Source organism: Ferribacterium limneticum (genome assembly GCF_020510585.1).
Lineage (GTDB): Bacteria > Pseudomonadota > Gammaproteobacteria > Burkholderiales > Rhodocyclaceae > Azonexus.
In genome coordinates, this window is sequence record NZ_CP075190.1 from 1602114 (window position 1) to 1626751 (window position 24638).

General features: G+C 60.6%; 32 protein-coding genes. 23 read left to right on the forward strand and 9 right to left on the reverse strand.

Going from position 1 to position 24638, the window contains the following annotated elements:
- Nucleotides 1–173 precede the first annotated feature (173 nt).
- Entirely contained in the window at nucleotides 174–956 is a 783-nt protein-coding gene (locus KI613_RS07790) for a class II aldolase/adducin family protein (protein WP_226404760.1), read from the forward strand.
- 153 nt (nucleotides 957–1109) lie between these two features.
- On the forward strand, nucleotides 1110–1442 hold the full coding sequence (locus KI613_RS07795; RefSeq protein ID WP_226404762.1) for a cupin domain-containing protein: 333 nt from the start codon (nucleotides 1110–1112) through the stop codon (nucleotides 1440–1442).
- A gap of 464 nt (nucleotides 1443–1906) precedes the next feature.
- On the opposite strand, the gene KI613_RS07800 is transcribed toward KI613_RS07795, so the two are convergent.
- The 5 genes from KI613_RS07800 to KI613_RS07820 form a co-directional block, all read right to left on the reverse strand.
- Complete coding sequence (locus tag KI613_RS07800; protein ID WP_226404764.1) at nucleotides 1907–2269, reverse strand: hypothetical protein; 363 nt, start codon at nucleotides 2267–2269, stop codon at nucleotides 1907–1909.
- Nucleotides 2270–2363: 94 nt separating this feature from the next.
- A complete protein-coding gene (locus KI613_RS07805) occupies nucleotides 2364–2669 on the reverse strand; it encodes a hypothetical protein (protein ID WP_226404766.1) in 306 nt (101 codons plus the stop codon).
- A complete protein-coding gene (locus KI613_RS07810; protein WP_226404767.1) occupies nucleotides 2666–3199 on the reverse strand; it encodes a flavodoxin in 534 nt (177 codons plus the stop codon). Before KI613_RS07810 ends, KI613_RS07805 begins: the two co-directional genes overlap by 4 nt.
- 2 nt (nucleotides 3200–3201) lie before the next feature.
- Entirely contained in the window at nucleotides 3202–3474 is a 273-nt protein-coding gene (locus KI613_RS07815; RefSeq protein WP_226404769.1) for a nitrogen fixation protein NifZ, read from the reverse strand.
- Nucleotides 3475–3478: 4 nt separating this feature from the next.
- On the reverse strand, nucleotides 3479–3808 hold the full coding sequence (locus KI613_RS07820) for a (2Fe-2S) ferredoxin domain-containing protein (protein WP_226404771.1): 330 nt from the start codon (nucleotides 3806–3808) through the stop codon (nucleotides 3479–3481).
- 332 nt (nucleotides 3809–4140) lie between these two features.
- Between KI613_RS07820 and KI613_RS07825 the strand changes: the two genes are divergently transcribed.
- Entirely contained in the window at nucleotides 4141–4452 is a 312-nt protein-coding gene (locus KI613_RS07825) for a hypothetical protein (protein ID WP_226404772.1), read from the forward strand.
- 95 nt (nucleotides 4453–4547) lie between these two features.
- Here the strand turns inward: KI613_RS07825 and nifA are convergent, their stop codons facing one another.
- Nucleotides 4548–6191 carry a nif-specific transcriptional activator NifA gene (gene nifA, locus KI613_RS07830; RefSeq protein ID WP_226404774.1) on the reverse strand — a complete coding sequence of 548 codons (1644 nt, stop codon included), beginning with the start codon at nucleotides 6189–6191 and terminating at the stop codon, nucleotides 4548–4550.
- Between the two features lie 22 nt (nucleotides 6192–6213).
- Entirely contained in the window at nucleotides 6214–7746 is a 1533-nt protein-coding gene (gene nifL, locus KI613_RS07835) for a nitrogen fixation negative regulator NifL (protein ID WP_226404776.1), read from the reverse strand.
- A gap of 266 nt (nucleotides 7747–8012) precedes the next feature.
- Here nifL and rsxA point away from each other — a divergent pair, with 266 nt between their 5' ends.
- The 9 genes from rsxA to KI613_RS07880 all read left to right on the forward strand — a co-directional run bounded on the left by rsxA (nucleotide 8013) and on the right by KI613_RS07880 (nucleotide 16097).
- A complete protein-coding gene (rsxA, locus tag KI613_RS07840) occupies nucleotides 8013–8591 on the forward strand; it encodes an electron transport complex subunit RsxA (RefSeq protein ID WP_226404778.1) in 579 nt (192 codons plus the stop codon).
- Nucleotides 8592–8604: 13 nt separating this feature from the next.
- Nucleotides 8605–9132 (forward strand): RnfABCDGE type electron transport complex subunit B, encoded by a 528-nt coding sequence (locus tag KI613_RS07845; RefSeq protein ID WP_226404780.1) that lies wholly within the window; start codon nucleotides 8605–8607, stop codon nucleotides 9130–9132.
- 7 nt (nucleotides 9133–9139) lie between these two features.
- The gene (rsxC, locus tag KI613_RS07850) at nucleotides 9140–10669 is read left to right on the forward strand and encodes an electron transport complex subunit RsxC (protein ID WP_226404782.1); all 1530 of its coding nucleotides are present in this window, start codon (nucleotides 9140–9142) and stop codon (nucleotides 10667–10669) included.
- Nucleotides 10666–11763, forward strand: a complete 1098-nt coding sequence (locus tag KI613_RS07855; protein WP_226404784.1) for an RnfABCDGE type electron transport complex subunit D — start codon at nucleotides 10666–10668, stop codon at nucleotides 11761–11763. Before rsxC ends, KI613_RS07855 begins: the two co-directional genes overlap by 4 nt.
- A gap of 1 nt (nucleotide 11764) precedes the next feature.
- Nucleotides 11765–12370: an electron transport complex subunit RsxG gene (rsxG, locus tag KI613_RS07860; protein WP_226404785.1), complete on the forward strand. Its 606-nt coding sequence runs from the start codon at nucleotides 11765–11767 to the stop codon at nucleotides 12368–12370.
- Between the two features lie 9 nt (nucleotides 12371–12379).
- Nucleotides 12380–13078: an electron transport complex subunit E gene (locus KI613_RS07865; protein WP_226404787.1), complete on the forward strand. Its 699-nt coding sequence runs from the start codon at nucleotides 12380–12382 to the stop codon at nucleotides 13076–13078.
- Between the two features lie 11 nt (nucleotides 13079–13089).
- The gene (locus tag KI613_RS07870; RefSeq protein WP_226404788.1) at nucleotides 13090–13359 is read left to right on the forward strand and encodes an RnfH family protein; all 270 of its coding nucleotides are present in this window, start codon (nucleotides 13090–13092) and stop codon (nucleotides 13357–13359) included.
- A gap of 147 nt (nucleotides 13360–13506) precedes the next feature.
- Complete coding sequence (locus tag KI613_RS07875; RefSeq protein ID WP_226404789.1) at nucleotides 13507–14838, forward strand: citrate transporter; 1332 nt, start codon at nucleotides 13507–13509, stop codon at nucleotides 14836–14838.
- A gap of 200 nt (nucleotides 14839–15038) precedes the next feature.
- Nucleotides 15039–16097, forward strand: a complete 1059-nt coding sequence (locus tag KI613_RS07880; protein WP_226404790.1) for a ComEA family DNA-binding protein — start codon at nucleotides 15039–15041, stop codon at nucleotides 16095–16097.
- Nucleotides 16098–16147: 50 nt separating this feature from the next.
- On the opposite strand, the gene KI613_RS07885 is transcribed toward KI613_RS07880, so the two are convergent.
- Nucleotides 16148–16582, reverse strand: a complete 435-nt coding sequence (locus KI613_RS07885) for a universal stress protein (RefSeq protein WP_226404791.1) — start codon at nucleotides 16580–16582, stop codon at nucleotides 16148–16150.
- 224 nt (nucleotides 16583–16806) lie between these two features.
- Here KI613_RS07885 and nifE point away from each other — a divergent pair, with 224 nt between their 5' ends.
- The 11 genes from nifE to KI613_RS07940 all read left to right on the forward strand — a co-directional run bounded on the left by nifE (nucleotide 16807) and on the right by KI613_RS07940 (nucleotide 24023).
- On the forward strand, nucleotides 16807–18207 hold the full coding sequence (gene nifE, locus KI613_RS07890; protein WP_226404792.1) for a nitrogenase iron-molybdenum cofactor biosynthesis protein NifE: 1401 nt from the start codon (nucleotides 16807–16809) through the stop codon (nucleotides 18205–18207).
- Between the two features lie 295 nt (nucleotides 18208–18502).
- Nucleotides 18503–19012, forward strand: coding sequence for a hypothetical protein (locus tag KI613_RS07895; protein WP_226404793.1), 510 nt, complete (start codon nucleotides 18503–18505; stop codon nucleotides 19010–19012).
- 150 nt (nucleotides 19013–19162) lie between these two features.
- Nucleotides 19163–19675 (forward strand): hypothetical protein, encoded by a 513-nt coding sequence (locus KI613_RS07900; protein WP_226404794.1) that lies wholly within the window; start codon nucleotides 19163–19165, stop codon nucleotides 19673–19675.
- A gap of 318 nt (nucleotides 19676–19993) precedes the next feature.
- Nucleotides 19994–21397, forward strand: coding sequence for a nitrogenase iron-molybdenum cofactor biosynthesis protein NifN (gene nifN / locus KI613_RS07905; protein WP_226404795.1), 1404 nt, complete (start codon nucleotides 19994–19996; stop codon nucleotides 21395–21397).
- A 16-nt stretch (nucleotides 21398–21413) separates the two neighbouring features.
- Complete coding sequence (locus tag KI613_RS07910; protein ID WP_226404796.1) at nucleotides 21414–21839, forward strand: NifB/NifX family molybdenum-iron cluster-binding protein; 426 nt, start codon at nucleotides 21414–21416, stop codon at nucleotides 21837–21839.
- Between the two features lie 8 nt (nucleotides 21840–21847).
- Complete coding sequence (locus KI613_RS07915) at nucleotides 21848–22291, forward strand: SoxR reducing system RseC family protein (protein WP_226404797.1); 444 nt, start codon at nucleotides 21848–21850, stop codon at nucleotides 22289–22291.
- 4 nt (nucleotides 22292–22295) lie between these two features.
- Nucleotides 22296–22757 carry a NifX-associated nitrogen fixation protein gene (locus KI613_RS07920; protein ID WP_226404798.1) on the forward strand — a complete coding sequence of 154 codons (462 nt, stop codon included), beginning with the start codon at nucleotides 22296–22298 and terminating at the stop codon, nucleotides 22755–22757.
- Nucleotides 22758–22771: 14 nt separating this feature from the next.
- Nucleotides 22772–22990: a CCE_0567 family metalloprotein gene (locus KI613_RS07925; RefSeq protein ID WP_226404800.1), complete on the forward strand. Its 219-nt coding sequence runs from the start codon at nucleotides 22772–22774 to the stop codon at nucleotides 22988–22990.
- Entirely contained in the window at nucleotides 22987–23256 is a 270-nt protein-coding gene (fdxB, locus tag KI613_RS07930; protein ID WP_226404802.1) for a ferredoxin III, nif-specific, read from the forward strand. The genes KI613_RS07925 and fdxB overlap by 4 nt, the downstream gene beginning before the upstream one ends.
- Nucleotides 23220–23603 carry a hypothetical protein gene (locus tag KI613_RS07935; protein ID WP_226404804.1) on the forward strand — a complete coding sequence of 128 codons (384 nt, stop codon included), beginning with the start codon at nucleotides 23220–23222 and terminating at the stop codon, nucleotides 23601–23603. The genes fdxB and KI613_RS07935 overlap by 37 nt, the downstream gene beginning before the upstream one ends.
- Before the next feature lie 3 nt (nucleotides 23604–23606).
- Nucleotides 23607–24023 (forward strand): hypothetical protein, encoded by a 417-nt coding sequence (locus tag KI613_RS07940; protein WP_226404806.1) that lies wholly within the window; start codon nucleotides 23607–23609, stop codon nucleotides 24021–24023.
- Here KI613_RS07940 and KI613_RS07945 read toward each other — a convergent pair.
- Nucleotides 23950–24456, reverse strand: coding sequence for a hypothetical protein (locus KI613_RS07945; RefSeq protein WP_226404808.1), 507 nt, complete (start codon nucleotides 24454–24456; stop codon nucleotides 23950–23952). The two genes, KI613_RS07940 and KI613_RS07945, sit on opposite strands and share 74 nt — an antisense overlap.
- Between the last annotated feature and the right edge of the window lie 182 nt (nucleotides 24457–24638).

Below are 24638 nucleotides of genomic sequence, written 5' to 3' on the forward strand. Positions count from 1 at the left end.
GTCGGTGGTCTGCGGCTTTTCTACCTTCAAAACCTTAATCGTGGCCAGTCGAGCGGCGTACTGTAATCGCAGATTCGTGGCATCACCGTCTGAGATCTATGCAAGATTTATTTTGAACAAATATCTAGGTCAGCATCTCTCAATATCATCGAAATTTGCGAAGGTGAGGCATCGTGAATGAGAAACTCTCCACTTCAAGCATGTCGCCCGTTCGGCCGCAGCACATCTCAGAAGAGGAATGGCGACTGCGGGTTGATCTAGCGGCATGCTATAGGCTAGTCGCCTTGTTTGGCTGGGATGATCTAATCTTCACGCATATTTCTGCCCGCCTGCCCGGTCCTAACCATCATTTCCTGATCAATCCTTACGGTTGGGGCTTCGATGAAATCACGGCATCCAGTTTGGTCAAGGTTGACTTGCTGGGTCAAAAACTCGATGACAGCCCCCACGATATCAATCCGGCTGGGTTCACAATCCACAGCGCCATACACGCGGCGCGCGAAGACGCGCAGTGTGTGCTGCACGTGCATAGCGTTAATGGCGTAGCCGTTTCGGCGCAAGAGCACGGAATATTGCCACTATCTCAGCATTCGATTTTCGTGCTCGCGTCGCTCGCCTACCATGATTACGAAGGTGTCGCACTGGTCGAGGACGAAAAGCCTCGCTTAGTGAAGGATCTTGGTGACAAGCGATTTCTGATGCTACGGAATCACGGACTGCTAACGGTAGGGCGCTCGGTCCCTGAAGCCTTTGTCGCGATGTATTTCATGGAGACGACCTGCATGATCCAAGTCCGCGCGACCGCAGGTGGGGGGGCAACGCGGCAGATTGGGCAGTCCATTATTGATGGCGCACAGGCGCAGTGGGAGCAGGTGACGAGAGGTGCCGGCGGTGGACTAGCTTGGCCCGCACTCTTGCGTCGCCTCGATCGCCGCAATCCTGGCTATGCTTCCTGAGAGGTATGGGCACCTTTGACAGTTGAACAGTGATCCGCCGAAACCCATCACCGAGTACATGTCTCGATCTGGCAATATTTAATTTGGCTTGGGGAATCAATACGGAATTTAGCCCGAATTGCAGGGTGTTCGAACTGTTGAGAGGAGGGAGGTATGGAACTGCCAGACATCATCACGCGATTGCCAGAAGTGGCGTTACCTTTTCCGCCAGAAGGCATGCGAGCTTACCTGTTGCAATCACAGGAAGGGCAAGTCGTTTTCTTCGAAATCTATGCCGATGCTTACATTCCACCGCATTCGCACGGCGGGCAGTGGGGTACTGTGCTCGACGGCAAAGTCGAGTTAACAATTGGTGACGAAACCCGTTGCTATCTCCCGGGCGACTCATACGTTATTCCTTCAGGCACGATACATAGCGCAAAACTTGTTGCCGGGACCAAGTTCCTCGATTATTTCGAAGAATGCGACCGACACAAACGGAAATAGCAACAAATTGGTCAGACGCAATGATTTGCCAGCAAGACAGCAAGCTATCGACGACTTCCTACGCAATTGAAAATTTAAGACCGATGGGATCGCTGCTATCAACCTTGCGACGGCTCTGGTTTGACCATCTCGTCGAATTGTTTGAATCACTGTTGCAATCAGTTAGCTGTCGTTGGAAGGTTCCGTTGCTGAAGATCAGCTGAGGGCTGCCCACCTACCGTTCGACAATTGTTGGTCAAGAGGAACCTTTTATTGGCCGGAGCCGGATTGGTGGATTTCAATTTTGGATATTTTTTCCGGTTGACCGTGGAACCGGGCGCTATCGTCGTTTTGCGCGAATGAGTCGCGCCGCCGGCTGACGGCAACGGGGCGAAACCCTATCGAGAGAGCGTGTGGCGAGGGTTCATTGGCGCCATGTTGTACTTCATGGGCGGGACTAGTGCTCGTGCCGGAGGCGCGTGGCCTTAGCGCGGCATGGTGCTGCTGAAGGCGTAGAAGCTGGCCGGTTCGCTGCCGTGGTTGGCGCTGTTGCGCCGGAAGACCAGCCAGCGATCGTCACGCAGGCGCCAGGCCGACATCCGTTCGCTGAAAGTGACCACCGGCTGAATTGTCTCGCCGGTGCTGGTTTGGGTGAGCAGAAAACGATGGCAGGTGAAGCAGGGCTTGTCGTCGGCATCGTAGCCAACGGCGCGCTCGGCGCTGATTTCGTATTCGCGGTAGTGGGCGTAATAAAGCGGCGCTTCGACGGCGTTCAACCATTCGGCGGGTAGATCTTCCTGCCAGATTCGCGCATCCGGGGTGCCCCCTTTGCAGCCGGGTTCTTTCACCAAATTGCTGGTGCTGGGGCTGGCGTTTCCGGGCAAGGAGTTCATGGCGGACGGTGAGTGCAGGAAAAGGTTAGGGCTGGCCGGATTGTGGCAATCAGGCGTCGAAATGGAGGGCGAGGCTGGCCAGCACCTTGGGTAGCGGCAGGTTTTCTTCGCTTTCCAGGATGCCCGGCACCGGGTGCGGGTACTCGTAGAAAATGCCGTAGGTGCCGCTGCGTTGGCCGTGCAGGTAAACATGGGCGCGCAGGGTGGCGATTTCGGCGTGGCGCAGCGTGACGATGTGCGGATCGTCGCCGGCGTCCGGCTCGATGTCGCAGGCTTGGGCGATGCGCTCGTCGAGCGAGACGAGGACACGGCGGATTTCACGGGATTTGGGGGCGGCCCAAGGGTTGGCGTTCATGGCAGTAGCTCCGTTTGGATTTGGGCCAGCCAGGTGTTGATGCGCTCTTCGGTCAGCAGTGGTTGGTGATGCTGATCGAGGGCCAGGCCGAGGAATTCGTCGCCATCCACCGCCTGCGAGGTGGTGAAGTCGTAGCCGGCGGTCGGCCAGCGGCCGACGACACGGGCGCCGCGGGCGACCACGGCGTCGTGGATGAGGCCGATGGCGTCGACAAATTCTTCGGCGTATTTCTTCTGGTCGCCGAGTCCGAAGATGGCAATGGTCTTGCCGGAAAGGTCGGCCCCGGCCAGTTGCGGCAGGAACTCCTCCCAACTTGGCTGGCTGAGTCCGACCGACTGGCCGGGCAACTCGCCATCGCCGAGCGTCGGGCTGCCGACGATGAGCACATCGTAGGCGAGGAAATCTGCTAGCGTCGTCCGGCCGATATTGACCGGCGCATCGGCCGCGTCACCCAGCTTTTTCGCCATCTGCTTGGCGATCAGCCGGGTGCGGCCGGTGTCGGTGCCGAAGAAGATTCCAATTTTGGCCATTTTTACTGGTTGACCGTGGAATCCTGCGTCAGCTCTTCCGGCAGGCAGCCGATAGGGGCGCCGAGGCTGCCATCCGGGCCGTTTTCAAACTGGACCAGATAGATTTCCTTGGTTTCGTCCATTTCGGCGACGCCAAAATGGACAATGACGCCGCGCAGGCCGGAGGGAACGATCAAGGCTTCTTCATCTTCGAAGCCGGGCATGCCGCCGTCGTTGAAGATGTCTTCAGCCGCGAAGACCATGTCGCCGATGTGATATTGCTGAGCGGTTTCCATGATCTCAGGCCCAGACGTCAGGCGGAGCGAGCAGGCGCTCGACCGGTTGATCGAACATCAGGTGCTCGTCGATGATGACCCCGACGTCTTCCGGCTTGACGCCGGTATACATGATGCCGTCCGGGTACACCAGCACGCTCGGGCCGAGGTGGCAGGGGCCGAGGCAGCCGGTGTTGGTCAGCGCGAAGCCCGAGGCCCACAGGTTGCGGGCGGTGAATTCATCGGAAAACGCCTGCCAGGTGGCGCCGCAGCCCTTTTCCTGACAGGAGCCGCGCGGGTGGCCGGCTGGGCGTCCCTGGACGCAGACGAGTACGTGTTTCTTCGGTTTTGGCATGGAGCTCTCCTGGTTGATGGTCAACCTATTGCAAGGGGAGTGCCAGGTATGAAAACTAATTAATTCAATTACTTGCTAACTTTTTGTCTTGTCTGCTTTGCGACAATCGTGATTCGGTGGCGATATTTGAAAATGGCTTGGTGCTCTGCACAAAAAATGGACGCAACTGGTCGTTCATGCACCATTGGGAATCAGTGAAAACAACCGTGTCAGAATCAATTTATCTAAGCCAATGATTTATATGGAATTGTTGTGCGTCGCAACATCCGGCATGATTTTCGCTCAAATGTCCTACCCGATTCCCAGCCGGGGCAATCCCCAGGAGAAAACACGTGTCGATGGAAAAACAGATGGAAATGGCCCAATTGCTGGCCCGCTTCAAACTGCAGGTCAAGCGCAGCCTGGGCGAGTCGGTCGATCTGGAAAGCCTGGCCAGAAATCCGGCCTATGCGCGGCAGCGCCTGTCTGAAATCGAGGAGGCGGCAGATGACGAGGCGCTCCTCGTCATGGTCTTGCGCTTGCGCGACTACCTGTTGCCGGTCGAGGTGGCGCCGCAGGTCGTGCTGCCAGCTGTGGAGCCCGTAGCGCGGGAACCCGACAGGCAGGAAACCCGGAGCTACCTGATGGGGGCGCGTGCCTGGTAGCACGCCACGAACAAATTAGCCATTCCCGCGCAGGCGGGAATCCATAGGGTTCAGCGCACGTGATCTCCCCTTGCGCGGGGATCACGGAACACGCCCTAGAACTGCTTGACCTCAATATTGAGCGTCTGGATCCGGTAGGCGATCTGGCGCGGCGTCATGCCGAGGATGCGCGCCGCCTTGGCCTGCACCCAGCCGGCCTGTTCCAGCGCGGCGATGACGCGTTCCTTTTCCGACAGGTTCGGATCGTCGATGTCGATTTCCGAATTTGCCCCGGAATTCGGGTTGACCGCAGGACGATGGAAACTCTCCTGCGGAGCCGCGGGGGCGGTGCGCAACGGGCGCGGGCTGCTGCGTTCGCGGACGCTGGGGAAACGGATCAGATCGACGTCGATGTTGCCGTCGTCGGAGAGCACGGCGGCGCGTTCGAGGCAGTTTTCCAGCTCGCGAACATTGCCCGGCCACTCGTGATTGGCCAGCCGGCGGTTGGCCATGTCGGTCAGCTTGAGCTTGCGTTTCTGGTCGTTACCGATCTTGGTCAGCAGGTGACGGGCGATTTCCGGAATGTCTTCGATGCGTTCGCGCAGCGGCGGCAGGAAGAGCGGCATGACGTTCAGGCGATAGAACAAGTCTTCGCGGAAGTCGCCCATTTCGACGGCTGTCTCCAGATCGCGGTGCGTCGCGGCGATGATGCGGACATCGACCTTGATGGTCTTGCTGCCGCCGACGCGCTCGAATTCGCCTTCCTGCAGGATGCGCAGCATCTTGGCCTGGAAGGCGGCCGAGACTTCGCCGATTTCGTCGAGGAACAGCGTGCCGCCGTGGGCCTGTTCGAAACGGCCCTTGCGGGCTTCGACGGCACCGGTGAAGGCGCCGCGTTCGTGGCCGAAGAGTTCGGACTCGAGCAGGTTTTCCGGCAGCGCGGCGCAGTTGAGCTTGACCAGCGCGTTGCGGGCGCGTGGCGAGTTGTAGTGGATGGCGTTGGCGATCAGCTCCTTGCCGGTGCCGGTCTCGCCGCGAATCAACACGGTCGTGTTCCATTTGGCAACCATGCGCGCCTGGTCGAAAACCCGGCGCATCACGGCCGAGCGGCCGACCATGCTGTCGAAGCCGAACTGGTGGCGAACGGTACGCCGGAGCAGGTCGCGCTCTTCGAGCAGCGAGGATTTTTCCTGGGCAACCGCCATCGACAGACTGAGGCTCTGGCCGATCAGGTTGGAGACCATTTCGACGAACTGGGCACGCTCCTCGAGCAGGCCGTCCTCGGGCGCTTCCGGCTGAACTGCCAACACGCCCTTGAGGTCGCCGCCGACCTTGATCGGCACGGCGATGAAGGGCAGTTCCGGCGAATAGACCTGGGCGCGGTTGAGGAAGCGGGCTTCGTCGGCAACGCGCACGAGCTTGATGGTGCGCGGCTTTTCGAGGATCAGGCCGATGATGCCTTCGCCCGGGCCGTACTGGTTGTCGTCGAGGATCGGGCCTTCTGGCGTGTAGATGGTGCGGATGTTGAGCTTGCCGGTTTCCGGATCGAGCACGCTGATCAGGCCGCGGGTCAGGCCGGCCTCGTCGTGCAGGACGCGTAGGACGTCGCGCAGCGTTTCGTTGAAATCGAGCGAACGGCTGAGCACCCGGCTGACGGCGTAGAGCGCCGCCAGCAACTGGATGTTGAGCTCGTGCGTTCGGCAGAAACCGCCGGGCGGCGGGCATTCGTCTGAGAGGGAGTGAATGATGTGTTCGTGCATGCTGTTCTCGTTGTTGTTCTTCTTAGATGGGGTCGCCATCGACGCGGAATTCGACGATCGCCGCCAAGCCGCCGCTCGGACTGTCGTCGAGATCGATGATCCCGCCGTGGTCGGCGACCACCTGCTGGGCGCGCGACAAGCCGGTGCCGATATGCTTGCCGCTGCCGCCCTTGGCCGTGAAGAACGGCTCGAAAGCCTTGTGCCGCCACTCGTGCGGAATGCCGGGGCCGCTGTCGATGACGGAAACGACGATGCATTCGTTGGTCAACGCGCTGATCAATGACAGCTCGCGCCGCTTCCAGCCCTTGATGTTCATTGCCTCGATGGCGTTGTCGACCAGCGCCTTGAACAGCATGCGCAACTGCAGCGGGCGACCCAGCATGGGCGGCAGGGTCGAAGCCGGTTGCCAGTCGACGGTGATGCCAGCCGAAAGCAGGCGCGGCGTGCTGACTTCAAGTACGTCACGGAGGATTTCGTTCATGTTCACGCCGACGACGATTTCGTGCTGGCCTTGCGGGATGACCTGGCGCAGCGTTTCGAGGTGCTCGCGGCTGCCGCTCAGCGCTTGCTGCAGCATCGCCGCGCTCGCCGGGTCGCGGCGCTGGAGCACCGAAATGGCCGAGGTCATGACGTTCATCGGTTCTTCGAGGCGGAAGATCGCCGCCGACAAGCCTTCGCGGATCGCTGCCGTGCGCTCTTCCTCGGCCAATACTGCTTGCAGGGCCGAGGCGCGGGCGCGCTCCTGCTCGTCGCGCAGGCTGGTGATGTCGGACATGACGACGAGCAGGCCGGGTTGGCCGTCGGCGCAGAAATAGCTGTCGGCGCAATCGCTGTGCATGTCGATGATTGATGAAGTGACGGATAACCAGCGCGGCCGGCCGGCGGCGCGGTCGACACGCGCTTCGCGCTGGCTTACCAGGCATTCCTGCGGGCGCTCGGCCAGGTTGTCGCGCCAGCTTGGCAACAGGCTGTCGAGAATGGTGTGGGCCGGCTCCTTGAGGCGCAGGTCGCTGACCATTTTCTTGTATTCCTGATTGTCGAGAACGACGCGGCCGCTCGGGTCGAGCAGGGCGAAAGCCATTGGGGCGGCATCGACGACCGATTCGATCAGGTGTTTCTGGTTGCGGACCAGGCGTTCGAGACGGTGCATCTCGGTAATGTCGCGGTGCATGCCGACAAAATGGGTGGTCTTGCCGTCGGCACCGACGACCGGGGAAATGCTCAGTTCGGCCAGATACAGCCCGCCATCCTTGCGCTTGTTGAGCAGCTTGCCGGCCCACGGTTTCTGCGCCGAGAGGTCGGCCCACATTGCCTTGTATATCTCGGGCGGGGTGGTGTGATTGGATAGCGTCGATTCGTTCTTGCCGACGATCTCGTCCTTGCTGTAGCCGGTGACACGGGTGAAGGCTTCGTTGGCAAACAGGATGTTGGCCTTGGCGTCAGTGATTGAAATCGCCAGGTCAGCCTGGTTGACTGCCTGGCTATAGGCCTCGGGCGGCAGTGCAGTTTCCGGCGTGACAGTGGCGCGGGCTTGGGCAAGCGGTGTAGCCGACATCGAAAGGCTCCTCAGTAAAACATTTTTTATTTATTAGCAGAATCCGTGCCTCACTTTGATTTCCGGGCCGACGAGGGCTTGTAGCGAGGGTTTCGGGGGAAATGCGACGAATTGCTGTCGCCTTTGCGACATTTTTGGCTCGCGGGTATGCCCGTTTTTGGTGCATTGGCTGCGAAGAGCGCATCAGCGTGGGGTTTTGTCCCTTCAGGGTAGATTGGCATGGCTTATGCAGTGAGGTCAGTGAAAAAAACTGGAACCACACCAACATGAGTGAATTTCTCCTACTGCTGCTTTCCACCGCGCTGGTCAATAACGTGGTGCTCATCAAGTTTCTTGGACTCTGTCCGGTGATGGGAGTTTCGAAGAGCGTGGACAGCGCCCTCGGCATGGGGCTGGCGACGACCTTCGTCATTACCCTGGCCGCCGGCGCTTCGTGGATGCTCGATAACTGGATGCTGCAGCCGCTCGGGCTGGGCTACCTGCGCATCCTGACCTTCATCCTGGTCATCGCAGCGGTGGTCCAATTCACCGAGATGTTCATCAAGAAATCCAGCCCCGGGCTTTATCAGTCGCTCGGCATCTACCTGCCGCTGATCACCACCAACTGTGCTGTGCTCGGCGTTGCCCTGCTTAACGTCGAGCAGAAGTTCAGCCTGTTCAAGAGCCTGCTCTACGGTTTCGGTTCGGCGCTTGGCTTCACCATCGTGCTGCTCATCTTCGCCGGCCTGCGCGAACGCATCGCGCTGGCCCGCGTACCCGGCGCCTTCGCCGGTGCACCTATTTCATTCGTTACCATCAGCCTGCTGGCCCTGGCCTTCATGGGTTTCTCAGGCCTGAGCGTGTAAAGGGGAGAAGACCATGATCGCCGCCATCCTCAGCTTGACCCTCCTCGGTGCCGCCCTTGGCATCATCCTCGGTGTCGCCAACAAGTTCCTGCAGGTCGAGGGCAATCCGCTGGTCGACGAACTGATCGCCATGATGCCCGGCTCCAACTGCGGGCAGTGCGGCTTCCCCGGTTGCTCCGGCGCGGCAACGGCCATCGCCGACGGTAGCGCGGCGCCAACCTGCTGCCCGCCGGGTGGCAAGTCTCTGGCCGCCGCCATCGCTGCCAAGCTGGGCCTGACGGTCGATCTCTCGGCGATGTCCGACGATGGTCCGAAGATCGCTGTCGTTTCCGAAGAACTGTGCATCGGCTGTTGCCGCTGCTCGAAGGTTTGCCCGACCGACGCCATCATCGGCGCCGCCAAGCAGGTGCATAACGTCTTCCGCGAAGCCTGCACCGGCTGTTCAAGCTGCATCGAAAAATGCCCGACCGAGGCACTGGTCATGAAACCGGTGCCAGTCACCCTGCAACACTGGGTGATGCCCAAACCTGCCGCTGCGTGAGATAGATATGGGATTCATGAACCTCTTCAAGCACTTCCTCGGCGATGACTGGGGTGTGCATCCGGATGACCACAAGCGGCCGGCTGCCGATCAGCCGGTGCGTGTCATGCCGGTGCCGGCCAGGCTCTACCTGCCCCTGCAGCAGCACCTTGGCGGCCCGGCCCGGCCGGTCGTGCTGGTCGGCCAGAAAGTCAAAAAGGGCGAATTGATCGCCGAAGCGCAGGGCATGGTTTCGGCCCCGATCCACGCGCCGACTTCCGGCACGATTGCCGCTGTCACCGAAATCACCGCACCGCATCCATCTGGCCTGACTTTGCCGGCGATCATTCTCGAAGCCGATGGCGCCGACGAGTGGATAGAGCTGCACGGTTGCGACGATCCGTTTGCCCTCGATCCGGCTGAAATCGGCAAGCGGGTTGCCGCGGCCGGCGTTGTCGGTCTCGGCGGCGCTGCCTTCCCGTCGGCCGTCAAGCTGATCGGCGCTTCGAAGGCGAAGGTCACGACGCTGGTCATGAATGGTGGCGAGTGCGAGCCCTACCTTTCCTGTGATGATCGCCTGATGCGTGACGCCGCCGCCGGCATCGTCGATGGCATCCGCATCATGCTCCACGCCACCGGCGCCAAGGTGGCGCTGGTCGGCATCGAAGACAACAAGCCGGAAGCCATCGCCGCCATGCAGGCTGCTGCATCCGGTTTTGACACGGTGCAGATTCGCCCGGTGCCGGCCCGTTACCCGATGGGTTCGGAGAAGCAACTCATTCAGGTCCTGACCGGCATCGAAGTGCCGGCCGACGGTCGTCCGGCCGACATTGGCGTCATCGTGCATAACGTCGGCACGGCGCTCGCCTTGCGCGCGGCGGTGCGCGAAGGCAAGCCGCTCATTTCTCGCCTGGTCACGGTCAACGGCAATTGCGCCAGCCAGCCGGGCAACATCGAAGTGCGCGTCGGCACGCTGGCCGAAGAGGTGATTGCCTTCGCCGGCGGTCTCAAGGGTGACGGCCTCGGCCTGGCCCGCCGCGTCATGGGCGGCCCGATGATGGGCATGCAGATTCCGCACTGGCGCGTGCCGGTGGTCAAGGGCACCAGCGGCATCCTGGCTTTCGATACGGTTGAGGTCGCCGAGCAGGAGCCAAACCCGTGCATCCGCTGTGGATCGTGCGTCAAGGCCTGCCCGATGGGCCTGCTGCCGCTCGAAATGAGTTCGCGCATCCGCAACGAAGCCTACGGCGAAGCCATCGATCTCGGGCTGAAAGACTGCATTGCCTGCGGCTGCTGTGCCTACGTCTGCCCGTCGAAGATTCCGCTCGTTCAGTATTTCGTCCATGCCAAGGGCGAACTGGCGGCGCAGGACCGCGCCAAGCTGCGCGGTGATGCAACCAAAAAACTGGCCTTGCAACGTCAGGAGCGTCTTGAGCGTGAGGCGCGTGAAAAGGCGGAAGCCAACGCCAAGCGCAAGGCCGAACGTGAAGCTGCTGCCGCCGCCAAAGCCGCGGCAGAGGCCGCTGCCAAAGCCGAAACCCAGGGAGAATCAGCATGAACACGGCCGCCTTGACTGCTCAGCCGGTTGCCTCGCCGCACGCCCATGGTGGCAACTCGGTTACCCGCACGATGTTCCGCGTCCAGATGGCGCTGGTGCCCGCCACGCTCTACGGCTTCTGGCTGTTCGGCTGGCCGGCTTTCTTCCTGTGGCTGCTGACCATTCTTTCCTGCCTCGGTTTCGAGGCCCTGTCGCTCAAGATGATGGGCGTTACCCGCATCAAGCGCACTTTGTTCGACGGTTCGGCGCTGCTCACCGGCTGGTTGCTGGCGATGACCTTGCCGCCCTGGGCGCCGTGGTGGGTGGCGGTGGTCGGCGGTTTCATCGCCATCGTGATCGGCAAGCAGGTTTTCGGCGGGGTGGGGCAGAACGTCTTCAACCCGGCCATGGTCGCCCGCGTCGCGCTGCTCGTTTCCTTCCCGGTGCCGCTCACCCAGTGGGTCCATCCGCTGCCGCTGACCTCGTTGATGGCGCCGGACTTCATCGACGGCCTGCGCATTTTCCTGACCAGCCTGCCGCAGCCGGATGCGATGGCCAGCGCTTCGCTGCTCGGCTACACCAAGACTGAACTGTCGCGCGGCATCGACCTGCTGCATTCGCTGGCCGGCGACCATGCGCCGGTGCTGTCGTGGATCGGCGCCCGCTCCGGCAGCTTCGGCGAATCGGCCTCACTGCTTATTCTGGGCGGTGGCCTTTATCTGGTCGGGGTCGGCATCATCAGCTGGCATACGCCGGCAGCCGTGCTGGCCGGGCTGGCGATTCCCGCCGCCATTGGTCACAGCGTTGATCCGACGCATTACCTGAGTGTTTCGGCTCACCTGCTGTCGGGAGCGGCGATGCTCGGCGCCTTTTTCATCGCGACGGATTACGTCACCTCGCCAAACACCACGAGCGGCCAGATTGTCTTCGGTCTTGGCATCGGTCTCATGACCTGGGTTATCCGAACTTACGGTGGCTACCCTGAGGGTATGGCCTTCGCAGTGTTGCTCATGAACGCGCTGACACCGGTCATCGACCGCTTCATCAAGCCGCGCGTCCTTGGCCGCGACCGTAAGGGCAAGCCGCTCGATATTCCGGAAACGAAAGAGGCCTGAGATGAATTTTGAATCTTTCCGCGAAAAGATCGCCTACCAGCCCATCCTGCTTGGTGTTTTCGCCTTGCTCGCCAGCGGGGCCCTGGCCTGGGCGTCAAGCGCTACCGGTGATGCCATTGCTGCGGCCGAAGCCAAGGACTTGCGCGATTCACTGGCCGAAGTGCTGCCGCAGGGCATGGCCGACAACGATTTTTTGAAGGATACGGTCGACCTGAAAAAGGGCGAAAAAACGATAACCATCTACCGCGCCCGCAAGGATGGCGTGGTCAAGGCTGCCCTGTTCAAGGTGGCCGAACGCGGCTACGCCGGCGATATCCAGGTGCTCATGGCGGTCGATAGCGAAGGCAAGACGCTCGGCGTGCGTGTGCTCAAGCACGCCGAAACCCCAGGCCTAGGTGACAAGATCGAGGTCAAGAAAGACAAGTGGATCAAGGATTTTGACGGCAAGTCGCTGGGCGATCCGACCCCGGAAAAATGGGGCGTCAAGAAGGACAGCGGGGTCTTCGACCAGTTTGCCGGGGCGACCATCACGCCGCGTGCCGTGGTCAAGGCGGTCAAGGGCGGGCTGGAGTTCTTCGCCGCCCACAAAGCAGAAATTTCGGGTTAGGAGGTAACAATGAGCGACGCCCTGAAAGAAGTCCCCTTGGGGGACAACTACGGCAGCATCATGAAGGAAGGCCTGTGGGACCAGAACGTAGTCTTTTCCCAGTTACTCGCCATGTGCCCGACCATGGCGGTCACCACGAGCGGTACCAACGGTCTCGGCATGGGCTTGGCAACGACGGCGGTGCTCGTCGTTTCCAATATTCTGGTGTCGATGATTCGCCACACGGTCAGTTCGCAGGTGCGGATTCCGGTGTTCGTCGTGCTCATTGCAACGCTGGTCACTGTGGTCGATATGGCGATGAATGCCTGGATGCACGATCTGTACAAGGTGCTCGGCCTGTTCATTGCGCTGATCGTGGTCAATTGCGCCATTCTCGGCCGGGCCGAGGCCTTTGCCGTCAAGAACGGCGTTGCTGCCTCGGCGGTCGACGGGCTGGCCATGGGCCTGGGATTTACCGGAGCGCTGACCTTTATCGGCCTGATCCGCGAATTTCTTGGCTCGGGCACGCTGTTCGCCCAGGCCTCCAACCTGCTTGGGCCGTCCTTCGCCTTTCTTGAAATGAAGCTGCCCGGTTACGGCGGTGCGCTGCTCATGATCCTGCCGCCGGGCGGCTTCGCCATTCTCGGCTTTTTGCTGGCCGGGAAACGGGTGATGGAGCAGCGCATGGGCGAACGTGCGGCAGAAAAAGCGGAACTGGCTACGGCCTGAGGAGAAAAACTATGCAGATCGGTGTTGCCTATTCCGAACCGGGTCAGCAAATCTGGCTGAATATCGAGGTTCCCGACGAATCGACCGTGGCCGAGGGCATCGAGCGCTCGGGCATTCTCAAGCAATTCCCGCATATCGACCTGACGGCGCAGAAGGTCGGCGTCTTCGGCCGTTTGGTCAAGCTCGATGCCGCCCTTAAAGCGGGGGATCGCGTCGAGATCTATCGGGGCATCATTGCCGATCCGGAAACGGTGCCACGCAAGGATATGGCCGACGATTGAGCCCCTACGGGATAATCCGAATTTGAAAAACCGGGCCGTGCAGTCGACAATGGCGTCGTCTGCTGGCCAGGATGCGCCCTGAAGGAGGTTTCTTCAGGGCGTTTTACAGCACAAATAACCAAAATTTCATCATCCACGAGAACAGCCATGCATCGTTTATTGCCCGCACTCCTGTTGCTACCCGCTTCCGCTTTTGCTGCCGACGCCCTGCCGAGCGTTGGCGGCATACCGGTCGATTTCATCCTCTTCGGCCTGACCCTGCTCGGCGTCGCGCTGTTTCACCATGTGACCCTTTACGTCGCGCTGACCGGCCTGTTCACGATCAGCCTGTACAAGATCATCTTCACCGGTTTCAAGACCGGTGCTGGCGTTGCCGGGTTTGTGGGACTTCTTGGTCATGAGTGGGTGACGGTGGCCAACCTGTTCTGCCTGCTCACCGGCTTTGCACTGCTTGCCCGCCATTTCGAAAAGAGCCATGTGCCGGTGATCCTGCCGAAATATCTGCCGGACGACTGGAAGGGCGGCTTCGTCATGCTGGTCATGGTTTTCGTTATTTCCAGCTTCCTCGACAACATCGCTGCCGCCCTGATCGGTGGCGCCATGGCGCACCAATTGTTCAAGGGCAAGGTCCATATCGGCTATCTGGCCGCCATCGTCGCCGCCTCCAATGCCGGCGGTTCCGGCTCGGTGGTTGGCGATACGACGACAACCATGATGTGGATCGATGGCATCAGCCCGGTTCAGGTTTTCGATGCCTACGTCGCGGCCGGCGTCGCGCTGCTCATCATCGGCTACTTTGGCGCCAAGCAGCAGCACGCCTACTCGCCGATCATCAAGCATGCGCACGCTCATACCAAGGTCGACTGGGGCCGCATTTTCATCGTTGCCACCATGCTGGTTTTCGCCGTGGCAACCAACATCACCATCAACATCAAGTTCCCGGAAATGGCCGAGCACTTCCCGTTCATCGGCGTCGCCGTGTGGGTCGCCATCATCCTGACCATCCCGGTGCGTCGCCACGACTGGGAACTGATGCCGGAAACCATCAAGGGCTCGATCTTCCTGCTCTCGCTCGTGCTCTGCGCCTCGATGATGCCGGTCGAAGCGCTGCCGCCGGCTTCGTGGCAATCGGCCTTCACGCTGGGCTTCGTCTCCGCCGTCTTCGACAACATCCCGCTCACCGCGCTGGCTTTGCGTCAGGGTGGCTTCGACTGGGGCTTCCTGGCCTATGCCGTCGGCTTCGGTGGTTCGATGCTGTGGTTCGGCTCGTCGGCCGGCGTCGCGCTGTCCAACATGTACCCGGAGGCCAAGTCGGCCGTTCAGTGGCTCAAGCATGGCTGGCACGTCGCCTTCGCCTACGTCGTCGGCTTCATGGTCATGCTGGCTGTGCTCGGCTGGCATCCCGATGCCGGCCACAAGAAAGTGGTGGCGCCGGTTGTTGCCGAAGCGCCAGTCGCGATTCCGGCCCCGGCGCAGTGATCCCACGGTCAACCAGAAAAAACGGCTAAAAATGAAATTAAAGGCGGCTTCGGCCGCCTTTTTTCATGTCGCCTTTGCGACAAAGCAGGCTGTTTTTGCGCACCATTCCAGTGCCAAAAAAACAATACTAACTACATGATAAAAAACGAAAAATGAAACATATAATGCGCCTCCCGAATCGATAGAACAGGTATCAATTTATGACGCAAGACATTTCCGGAAACGCCCTGGCCAACATTGGCGAAACGCATGGTTACTGCTTTGATGGCGACTCCGTCCTGATCAATGCCGAACTGATCTTTTCTGATGCGGCGCTAAGCGCCGCATCGCAATGGGCGCTGCAGTTGTGGAGCAGCGTGTCAGGCTTTCCGGATCAGCAACTGGCTGGCGTCAAGGTTGCCGAGCTGGCCGTCTATCCGGCCGCCGGCTATCAGAGCCTGACCGCCACGGTTGCCGCCATGCCGCCAGCTGGTACCGATGATCAGGAAATGGCGCTGGCCCTGGTATTCTGGGGTGAGAATGGTTTGCCGAGCGTCGCCGATCTTGCCGTTTATCCAGTCGCTGAAAGCTTCGTGCAGCCCAAGTTGTCGGGCAATGTGACCTGCGCCCTGGCTGATGGCATGGCCACGCTGACGGTCGATGCCATTGAAAATCCGCGCGCCGAAGACAACCTGAGCGGCACCCTGGCCCTTGAAGTTTGGGCCCTCGACGAACCCTATGCCGGCGGTAGCTGGCAGGGTATCCCGGTCGCCAGCATGATTCTCGGCGTGCTGGGTGGTGGCCAGCAGCTGACCGACTGCAACTTTGTCGTGCCGGCCGCTGCCCCTGAAGGCCCGGGCGTGCTGACCCTGATGCTGCGTGAATGGGGTCCGGCTGGTTACGTGACGCGCGACTACTGCAATCTTTCGCTCGAAGCTCCGGCCAAGGCCAAGCCAAAAGCTGCCGCCAAGAAAGAAGCGCCGAAGGAAAAGGCTGCGAAGGTAAAGGCAAAAGCCGAGCCGAAGCCGGTGACCAAGGAGAGCAAAGCGCCAGCCAAGGAAAGCAAAGCCGCCACCAAGGCAGCCAAAGCCCCGGTCACCAAGGGCGTTGCCGTCAATGCCGCCAGCGAAGCAGAACTGCTCGCCGTCAAAGGCCTGAGCGCTACCCTGGTAAAGGCCATCATCGCCGGCCGTCCCTATGCGTCGCTCGACGATCTGGGCAAGGTCAAGGGCGTCGGCCCCAAGCTGTTGGCCAAGCTGCGCGACGAACTCGCCCTCTAAGCTGACACGAAATGTTCGCCCCGGCCGGTGAAGGTCGGGGCGGACTCGTTTCAGTCGTTCTCAGCCTTGACGCAGACAACCGGTTTTGTCGCCAGATGAAGCACCTTGCGCGTCACCGAACCCAGAGCCAAGGCAGCCAGCCCGCCCATGCCGCGGGTACCCATGACAATGCTGTCGCACCCCAGTTCATCGGCCAGCCCGACGATGACTTCGGCTGTTTCACCCTGCCTGACGTACGTTTCATGGCGGATGCCGGCCTCGCTCAATACCTTGTGGACAGGCTTGAACACGATGTCCGCACGGGCGGCCTGATGCCTCTGGATCTCGACCTCTGCCATGCCCTGGGTTTGCCAGGCGACCGGTGCCGGCTCGACATGGACAACATGCACCTCAAGCGAACCGTGCAACTTGGCAAACTCAATCAGGTAGAGGGCCGCGGCGAAGGCATGTTTCGAGCCGTCGACAGGAAGTAGTACGGAACGCATTTGAATCGCCTTTCGCCTGATTTGGGGGGAGTGCTTCCTCTCCTTAACTCTAGAGGGCGTTCGCTTATTTCGATAGCGGCATTGCGAAAGCCGTCGTGTTTTTGTCGATAGATGCCCGGCTTGTCGCAAAGGCGACAATTTATGCGGTTTTAAATCCATATAAATCAATGGATTAAAGGTGGCACCCGTCTTGCTAATTGCTATCCAGACCTCTGGAGAACAGCATGAAAGCCAGCGAAATCCAGGCCTTGCTCGACGAGCCAGCCTGTACCCACAACACCAAGGAAAAGTCCGGCTGCGCCAAGCCAAAGCCTGGCGCCACGGCGGGCGGCTGTTCCTTTGACGGCGCGCAGATTGCGCTGCTGCCGATTGCTGACGTTGCCCACATCGTGCACGGTCCGATTGCCTGTGCCGGCTCCTCCTGGGACAACCGCGGCACACGCTCTTCCGGCGTGACCCTGTACAAGATCGGCATGACCACCGACCTGTCGGAAACCGACGTGGTCATGGGGCGCGGCGAGAAGCGGCTGTTTCATGCCATCAAGCAGGCCATCGACAGCTATGCGCCGAAAGCGGTCTTCATCTACAACACCTGCGTCACCGCGCTGATCGGCGATGACGTCGGGGCCGTCTGCAAGGCGGCGACCGAACGCTGGGGAACGCCAGTCGTTCCGGTCGATGCCGCCGGCTTCTACGGTACCAAGAATCTCGGCAACCGGCTGGCCGGTGAAGCCATGTTCAAGCACGTCATCGGCACCGCCGAGCCAGCGCCCGTCGTGCCGCGCGCCGACGGCCTGCCGACCTACGACGTCAATCTGATCGGCGAATACAACATTGCCGGCGAGTTCTGGCATGTCGCGCCGCTCTTCGACGAACTCGGCCTGCGCATTCTGTGCACGCTGTCCGGCGACTCGCGTTTCCATGAAGTGCAGACCATGCACCGCGCCAAGGTGAACATGGTGGTCTGTGCCAAGGCGCTGCTCAACGTGGCGCGCAAGATGCAGGACACCTTCGGCCAACCCTTCTTCGAAGGCAGTTTCTACGGCGTCCAGGATGTCTCCAACGCGCTGCGCGATTTCGCCCGGTTGATCGGCGACCCGGATCTCACAGCGCGGACCGAAGCGGTCATCGCCCGCGAGGAAGCCAAGGCCCACGCCGCGCTCGAACCCTGGCGCGCCCGCCTCAAGGATAAGCGCGTGCTGCTCTACACCGGCGGCGTCAAATCGTGGTCCATCGTTTCCGCCCTGCAGGATCTGGGCATGAAGGTGGTGGCTACCGGCACCAAGAAATCGACCGAAGAAGACAAGGCGCGCATTCGCGAGCTGATGGGCGAGGACACCAAGATGATCGATGACGGCAGCCCGAAGGCGCTGTTGTCGACCTACCACGAGTACAAGGCCGACATCCTGATCGCTGGCGGGCGCAATCTCTACACGGCGCTCAAGGCACGGATTCCCTTCCTCGACATCAATCAGGAACGTGAATTCGGTTACGCCGGTTACGCCGGCATGAGCGAACTGGCCCGCCAGTTGGCCCTTTCGATGGAAAGCCCGGTCTGGGCTGCGGTGCGCAAGCCGGCGCCGTGGGCTAAACAAAGTGGTCCCGGCACTGTGCTGGCGGCGTAAAGCTCTGAAAATGGCCGCCCCGGCGGTGCGTCAATTCCCGGGACAAGGCAACGCCCGACTGATCTGAGTCGGGTGATGATGGGGCCGGGAACCCCGTGCCGATTGCTGCGGTCAACGACTGATAGCGTTGAGGAACGCTGTTCGGCAGCGAAAAATCCTTTGGTTTGTTTTGTGCAGCGTAAATTTGTCCGCTGCAGGGTGAAGGCATTTTGAGATTTCACTGAGAGCCGGGGCGCATGTGGGGGCAGGGGTTTTCGCTCGATTATTGGTCAGGAAATTCCAGGAGGTATCCAATATGGCACGTACTACCCAACACAGCGACCGGCAGCAAACCGGAAAGGCCAGTCCGGATTTTGGAGTCACTATCCCGGTGCAGATGGCCATGACGATGGCGGAAGCGCGGAAGCGTCTGCACATTAAGCAAATCGACGCAGCGCTTGCAGCGGTTTCGGAAAATTCCATTTACTGCAAATCGGTTCTGGAAAAAATGGCGGAAAGTTCCGGGCTGCTCGACCAGTGGTCGGCCCTGTGCCACGACAAGGCGCAGCGCTATAACGATTTTGCCTATGCCTGCATTGACATCATGTCGCAAAGCGCGGTCGACATGAACCGCCTGGTTTCCGAATCATTCTCCGGGATCGCTGGCAACTTCCAGAGCAATGAGCTCAAGCCAATCGAATTCGCCAATGAGCGGCGAGTCACCTCGATGGTCATTTCCTTCCCCGAGCGTCGTATCGCTACTACGTCCGTATTGATGCCGACGCATTCAGACCAGCGCACCGCCCAAAAACGGAATACGGCCTGAACCGGACAGGCTGCACACTGGAAGAAAGAGCTGGGGGTTGTCCCCGGTTAGCTCACTTCCAGGTCAAGCGTATTCACCACCTGGGCGAAGCCGAGACAGTCAGGGTTTTTCGCTCAATTTCTGGTCCATGAATTCCAGGAGGTATCCGATATGCCCCGCACCACCGAACAAACGACTCGGCAGCAATCCGGAAATAACAGTCCGGAAGCGTCAATCGCCATTTCACTGCAGATCGCCTCGGCGCTCGTAGACGCGCAGCAACGGCTGCAAATCAAGCAAGTCGAAGCGATGCATGCCGCCATTTCAGAAAATGCCCTGTACTACAAATCTGCCCTGGCCAGCATGACGAGCGGCCCCAAACTGTTTGCCGAATGGGCTGCGTTGTGTCAGCACAAAGCCCGGCGCTATGGCGATCTGCTCAATGACTACCGCACGATACTCTCGGAAAGAGCCGCAGAAATTAACCGCCTGAGCACAGAATTAATGTCCAGCGTCAATCCAGGTGCCTTCATCAACTTGATTCGTGGGGCAGCATTTTTTCCGGCCATCGAGCGGCGGGTTGCCGCCCAGGTCATTTCCTTCCCGGATCGCCGCAGCCAGGCGACATCAGCGCAAATGGAAGAGCGGGCGAGGAATTCCGGACGTCAGCGCATGGCGCAATAAGGCGCGTTGCTGGTGGTGGTGGGGGCTGAGCCGGCTGCTGCGGAAGATTTCGATTTTGGCTGATTTTCCGGGTTGACCGTGGGGTCAGCCTTTATTTCCATGGTCGCTGGAAACGACGCCTGCGGGTCCTGGGTGGGTAGTGGCGAATCAGTCATATCTTGGCTGTTTCGGTGGGTTTTGATTGGAGCATCAGCTTTCTGCGGACGATTGTCTGGTTTCTGACACTACGTATTTTCATTATCTATTTGTTTTTGCGGTTGTTTTAGATTGGCGCGTTCCTTGCTGTGGATGTGGTAACTCCATTCGGGCAATGTCGTCATGGCTGAAATCATCCAATCCAAGAAGGCGCTGGCGGTCAATCCGCTCAAGGTCAGCCAGACCATCGGCGCCTCGCTGGCTTTCCTCGGCCTCAACCGCAGCCTGCCGCTCATGCATGGTTCGCAAGGCTGCACGGCCTTCGGCAAGGTGTTCTTCGTGCGCCATTTTCGCGAGCCGATTCCCTTGCAGACGACGGCGATGGATCAGGTGTCGAGCATCATGGGTGCCGACGACAATGTGATCGAGGCGCTGCGCACGCTGTCCGACAAGAGCAAGCCGGACATCATCGGCCTCGTGACCACTGGGTTGTCGGAAACGCAGGGCACCGATATTCGTCGCTGTGTCGGCGATTTCCGCCGGGCGCACCCGGAATTCGACCATGTCGCCGTGGTCCCGGTGAATACGCCGGATTACGTCGGCTGCCTGGAAAGCGGCTACGCACTGGCTATTGAAGCGCTGATCGAAACGCTGGTGCCGGAAAGCGCCTGCGTCGGCAAAAGGCCAAAGCAGGTCAATGTGCTGGCCTCGGCCATGCTGACGCCGGGCGATATCGAGGCGATCAAGGAGTGGGTCGAAGCCTTCGGCCTGCGCCCCATCGTCGTTCCGGACATTGGCGATTCGCTCGATGGACATTTGACCGAAGCTGAGACTTCATCGCTGACCATCGGTGGTACGCCGCGCTCGGAAATCGAGATCATGGGCGAGTCGACCGCAACATTGGTCGTCGGCCCCTCGCTGCTCAAGGCGGCCACCATCCTGAAGACGCGGACTGGCGTGCCTGACTACCATTTCGCGGGCCTCATGGGCCTCGACGACTGCGACGCTTTCACCCAGGCGCTGGCCGAGATTTCCGGCAAGCCGGTGCCCGAGAAAATCGAACGCCATCGTGCCCAGTTGCAGGACGCCATGGTCGACAGCCATTTCATGATCGGCTTCGCCCGCGTTGCGCTGGCCGGCGACCCGGATCTGGTCGGCATGCAGGTCCGTTTCCTGACCAGCATGGGGGCCGAGATTGTTAGCGCCGTTGCCACGCACAAGCACGAAAGCCTGGCGGCGCTGCCGATCGAAAAGATCATCGTCGGTGACCTGGAGGATATGGAAAAAGAGGCACGCAGCAATGGCGCGCAACTGATCGTCGCCAATTCCCATGCCGCCGACACCGCTTCGCGGCTGGGCTTGCCGCTGCTCCGGGCTGGCTTTCCGCAATACGACCATGTGGGCGGTTACGCCCGCACCTGGGTGGGCTACCGCGGTACGCGGCAGGCCTTGTTCGATCTCGCCAACCTCATGCTGGGACAACACCATGAACTCGCACCCTATCGATCAATCTACTGGGCCGACGACCGCGATGGCGTCAGCAAACAACATGTCATCTCGTCGGCTGCAGCTGGTCTGGTCCATTAGGCAGGAGCCGGACGCCGTGATCAAGGTCGCCTTCGCCTCAACTGACCGGACGCGGGTCAATCAGCACTTCGGTTCGGCCGAGGGCTTCGTGATCTATGAAGTGACGCCGGACAAGGCGACGCTGGTTGGTGTCGCCGAGTTCGCCGAAGAGGCGATGGATGGCAACGAGGACAAGCTCGGCGCCAAGGTTGATTTCCTCGAAGGCTGCGCCGGGGTTTATGTCATGGCGATTGGCGCTTCGGCGATCAAGAAGCTCCTGGCCAAAGGCATCCAGCCGATTCGCGTCGATGAGGTTGACGCGGTCGACGAGCTTTTGGGGCAAATTTCGAAAGCGATGAGCGAGGGCGGCGTGGTCTGGATTGACCGTGCCATCGCCGCCCAGGCCAAGGCCAAGGAAGAGAATCGCTTCGCTTCCATGGAAGAAGAAGGGTGGGAAGGATGAGCGCCAACATGATCGAACACCGCGGCATCGTCCAGCGCGTCGACGCGGGCAAGGCCATCGTGGCCATGGAAACGGCTGGCTGTTCGTCCTGCGGGCAGGGCAGCAGTTGCGGCATCGGCAAAATGGCTAGCGGCCGTCCAGCCACCTTGCTGACGTTGCCGGTCAGCGGCGACATCAAGGCCGGTGACATGGTGATGATCGCGCTGCCGGCCAGCCGTCTGACTTTCTCGGCCTTGCTCGGCTATCTCTTCCCCGCCTTCGCCATGATTTTTGGCGCCTGGCTCGGTTCGCTGCTCGATGGCAGCGACGGTGCCACGGCACTCGGCGCCATTGCCGGTTTCCTCGGTGCGCTGGCTGTTGCCCGCGTTGCCATTGGTCTGGTGCCCGGCCTCATGCCGGCGCCGCAACTTATCCCGATTTCCAATCAATCCAGCGCATTCCACAAGGAGTAACACCATGACTGAAGCCATTGCCGCCGATCCCATCTTTGAAACCGATTTCGTCAAGGAGATGGCCCGCCAGATGCGCGCGCTCGATACCTACGGCACCTATGCCGGCTGGACGGTCGAAAAGATCCTCGATCCCTACATCCTGACCAAGGAACGCAAGGCCAACATCCCGATGATCGGTGATCCGGACGACGAGACCATCTCCCGCGTCAAGGCGTTCTACAACGCCATCGCCGTGCTTATCGAAAAGGAATGCAAGCTGCTCGCCGTGCCGCTCGTGCACCTGACCCACGAAGGTTTCGGCCGCGCCATCATTACCGTCGGCAAGCTGGTTGCTGTTGAAAAGACCTTGCGCGACGTGCATCGCTTCGGCTTCCCCAGCCTGTCCAAGATGAAGGACGACGCCGACAAGATGCTCGGTATCGCCCTGGAACGTATCGGTCAGTACCCGAACGTCGCCGGGCTGTAAGGGCAGGGGGCAACATGACTGACGAAGAACTGGCCGCCCTCGACAAGGAAGTCAAGAAGCTCAAGCGGATCGCTTCCGAGTGGGCTTCGCAGATGCACGACCTCGTGGAAGACCGCCTGCCGGCGGGCTTTCGCGAAATTCCAGCGCTTTCCCAATCCACCTACGATGCCTGCCAGGCGTGGGCCGATGCCAGTGCCCGACTCGCTGCAGCGCAGAAAGGACAACCAGCATGATTACCGGACTCACCAAAGGCGGCACCGAATGGACGCCGCAATTCGCCACCAGCCTCGATCAGGCCAAGTGCATCGGCTGCGGCCGCTGCTACAAGGTCTGCCCGCGCAATGTTCTCGATCTCGTCGAGCGTGAGCTGGACGACGATGATGATGACGAAGACGACAACATGATGGTCATGTCGCTGGCCAATCCGGCTGACTGCATCGGTTGTGGCTCCTGCGGACGGGTTTGTCCGAAGGACTGCTACACCTACGCACCGGCCTGATCATGGCCGCGCTGCCTGATTCCGCGTACGGCGAGGCGGTGTGCACCGCCTTGCGCGGCCAGGTGGAAAAACTCGGCCTGACTATCGGCGATGAGCCGGTGTGGGCCGAGGCGACTTTCGCCGAGGAAGTCGATCCGTACTCGCAGGAAATCAGCGTGATCGCTACCTGGCGCGGCAAGCAGCGTTTTGGAACGGTCACCTTTTTCCCCGACGGCCGCGTCTTCGCCGAGTATCAGGTGCTGCTCCAGCATCCAGCCCGGGAAGACAGTTACGTCGAATCGGTGCAGGTCTGGGGGCGGCCCGAGAAATTGAGCGGCGACCCCGTCATTGTCGAGTACGCCAAGTAGCCCATGACCGTTTTGCCCCGTTTGCTGCTCATTCACAAGCATGGGACCAGCGGTCGCGTCCGCTTTCTCTGCCTGAGTTCGGGCGTTGTCGCCTTCAAGCCGCTGCCGGCACTGTCGGCGCTGCGTGATGAAGATTTCTCGCCGACCATCCAGTTTCATCCGACGGCGGTCGTCCGCGAAGCCGAGGCTCATCTCGGGCTGGCCGAGGGCGCAGTCGAGCCGGTGGCTGATTTTCAGGCCTGGGTTGATACGCCGGAGGGCGATGTGCCCGTGTTGCTCGCGGCGTTTGCCAGCATTGATCCGCCTTTCGCGGCGGCTGACCGACTCCACGGCCGTTTCATCGCAATTACCGAGTCGCGCCAGCTAAGCGAAGTCGAACGAAATCTGCTGCGTCGGGCGTACGAGCACGTCCTGGGATAACGCGTTCGGTGGCTTCGAGGATGGCGTGGCGGTGGGCTTTCCGGTGGGCCGCCAGGCCGGCCGGGGTGTAGCCCTGAAGGACGACGCCCGGTGGCATGATGCTGCCGCCCCGCTGTTCGGCGGCGGCGAGGATCAGCGGGGTGGACAATCCCTTGCCGCGATGTTCTGCTGAAATCCACAGGTAGGAGCCGGCATAGAAGCCGACGATGCGGCCGACCCTGAAAATCGCCGTGTTGAATCCTGCACGGGTATGGCGGATGGTGTAGCCCGAGTTTCGCAGCGATCTGGTCGGCAATTGTGTAGACCACGCCTGAGCGACCAACTTGGCCAGAATGTCTGCCGCTTCATCATCGGTCACGCGCAGCATGTCCGAGGGCCGGTCGATGCCGGGGCCGGCGAAATCCAGGAAGCTTCTCTGCCAGGGGGCGGTCATGTTGTTGTATCGATTCGTTGATCTGAACAGTAATTAGCACGGACCGTACCTGTCTGCCTCCGGAAACGCTTCCAGGGCGGCCATTGCCGGATGCCGGGCGCGGAGAATGCCGTGGCGCCTTGCTTTCCGCAAGTGATAGAACGGCAAAACCCGGTTTTGGTTCCCGGTTTTTGCTACGCACC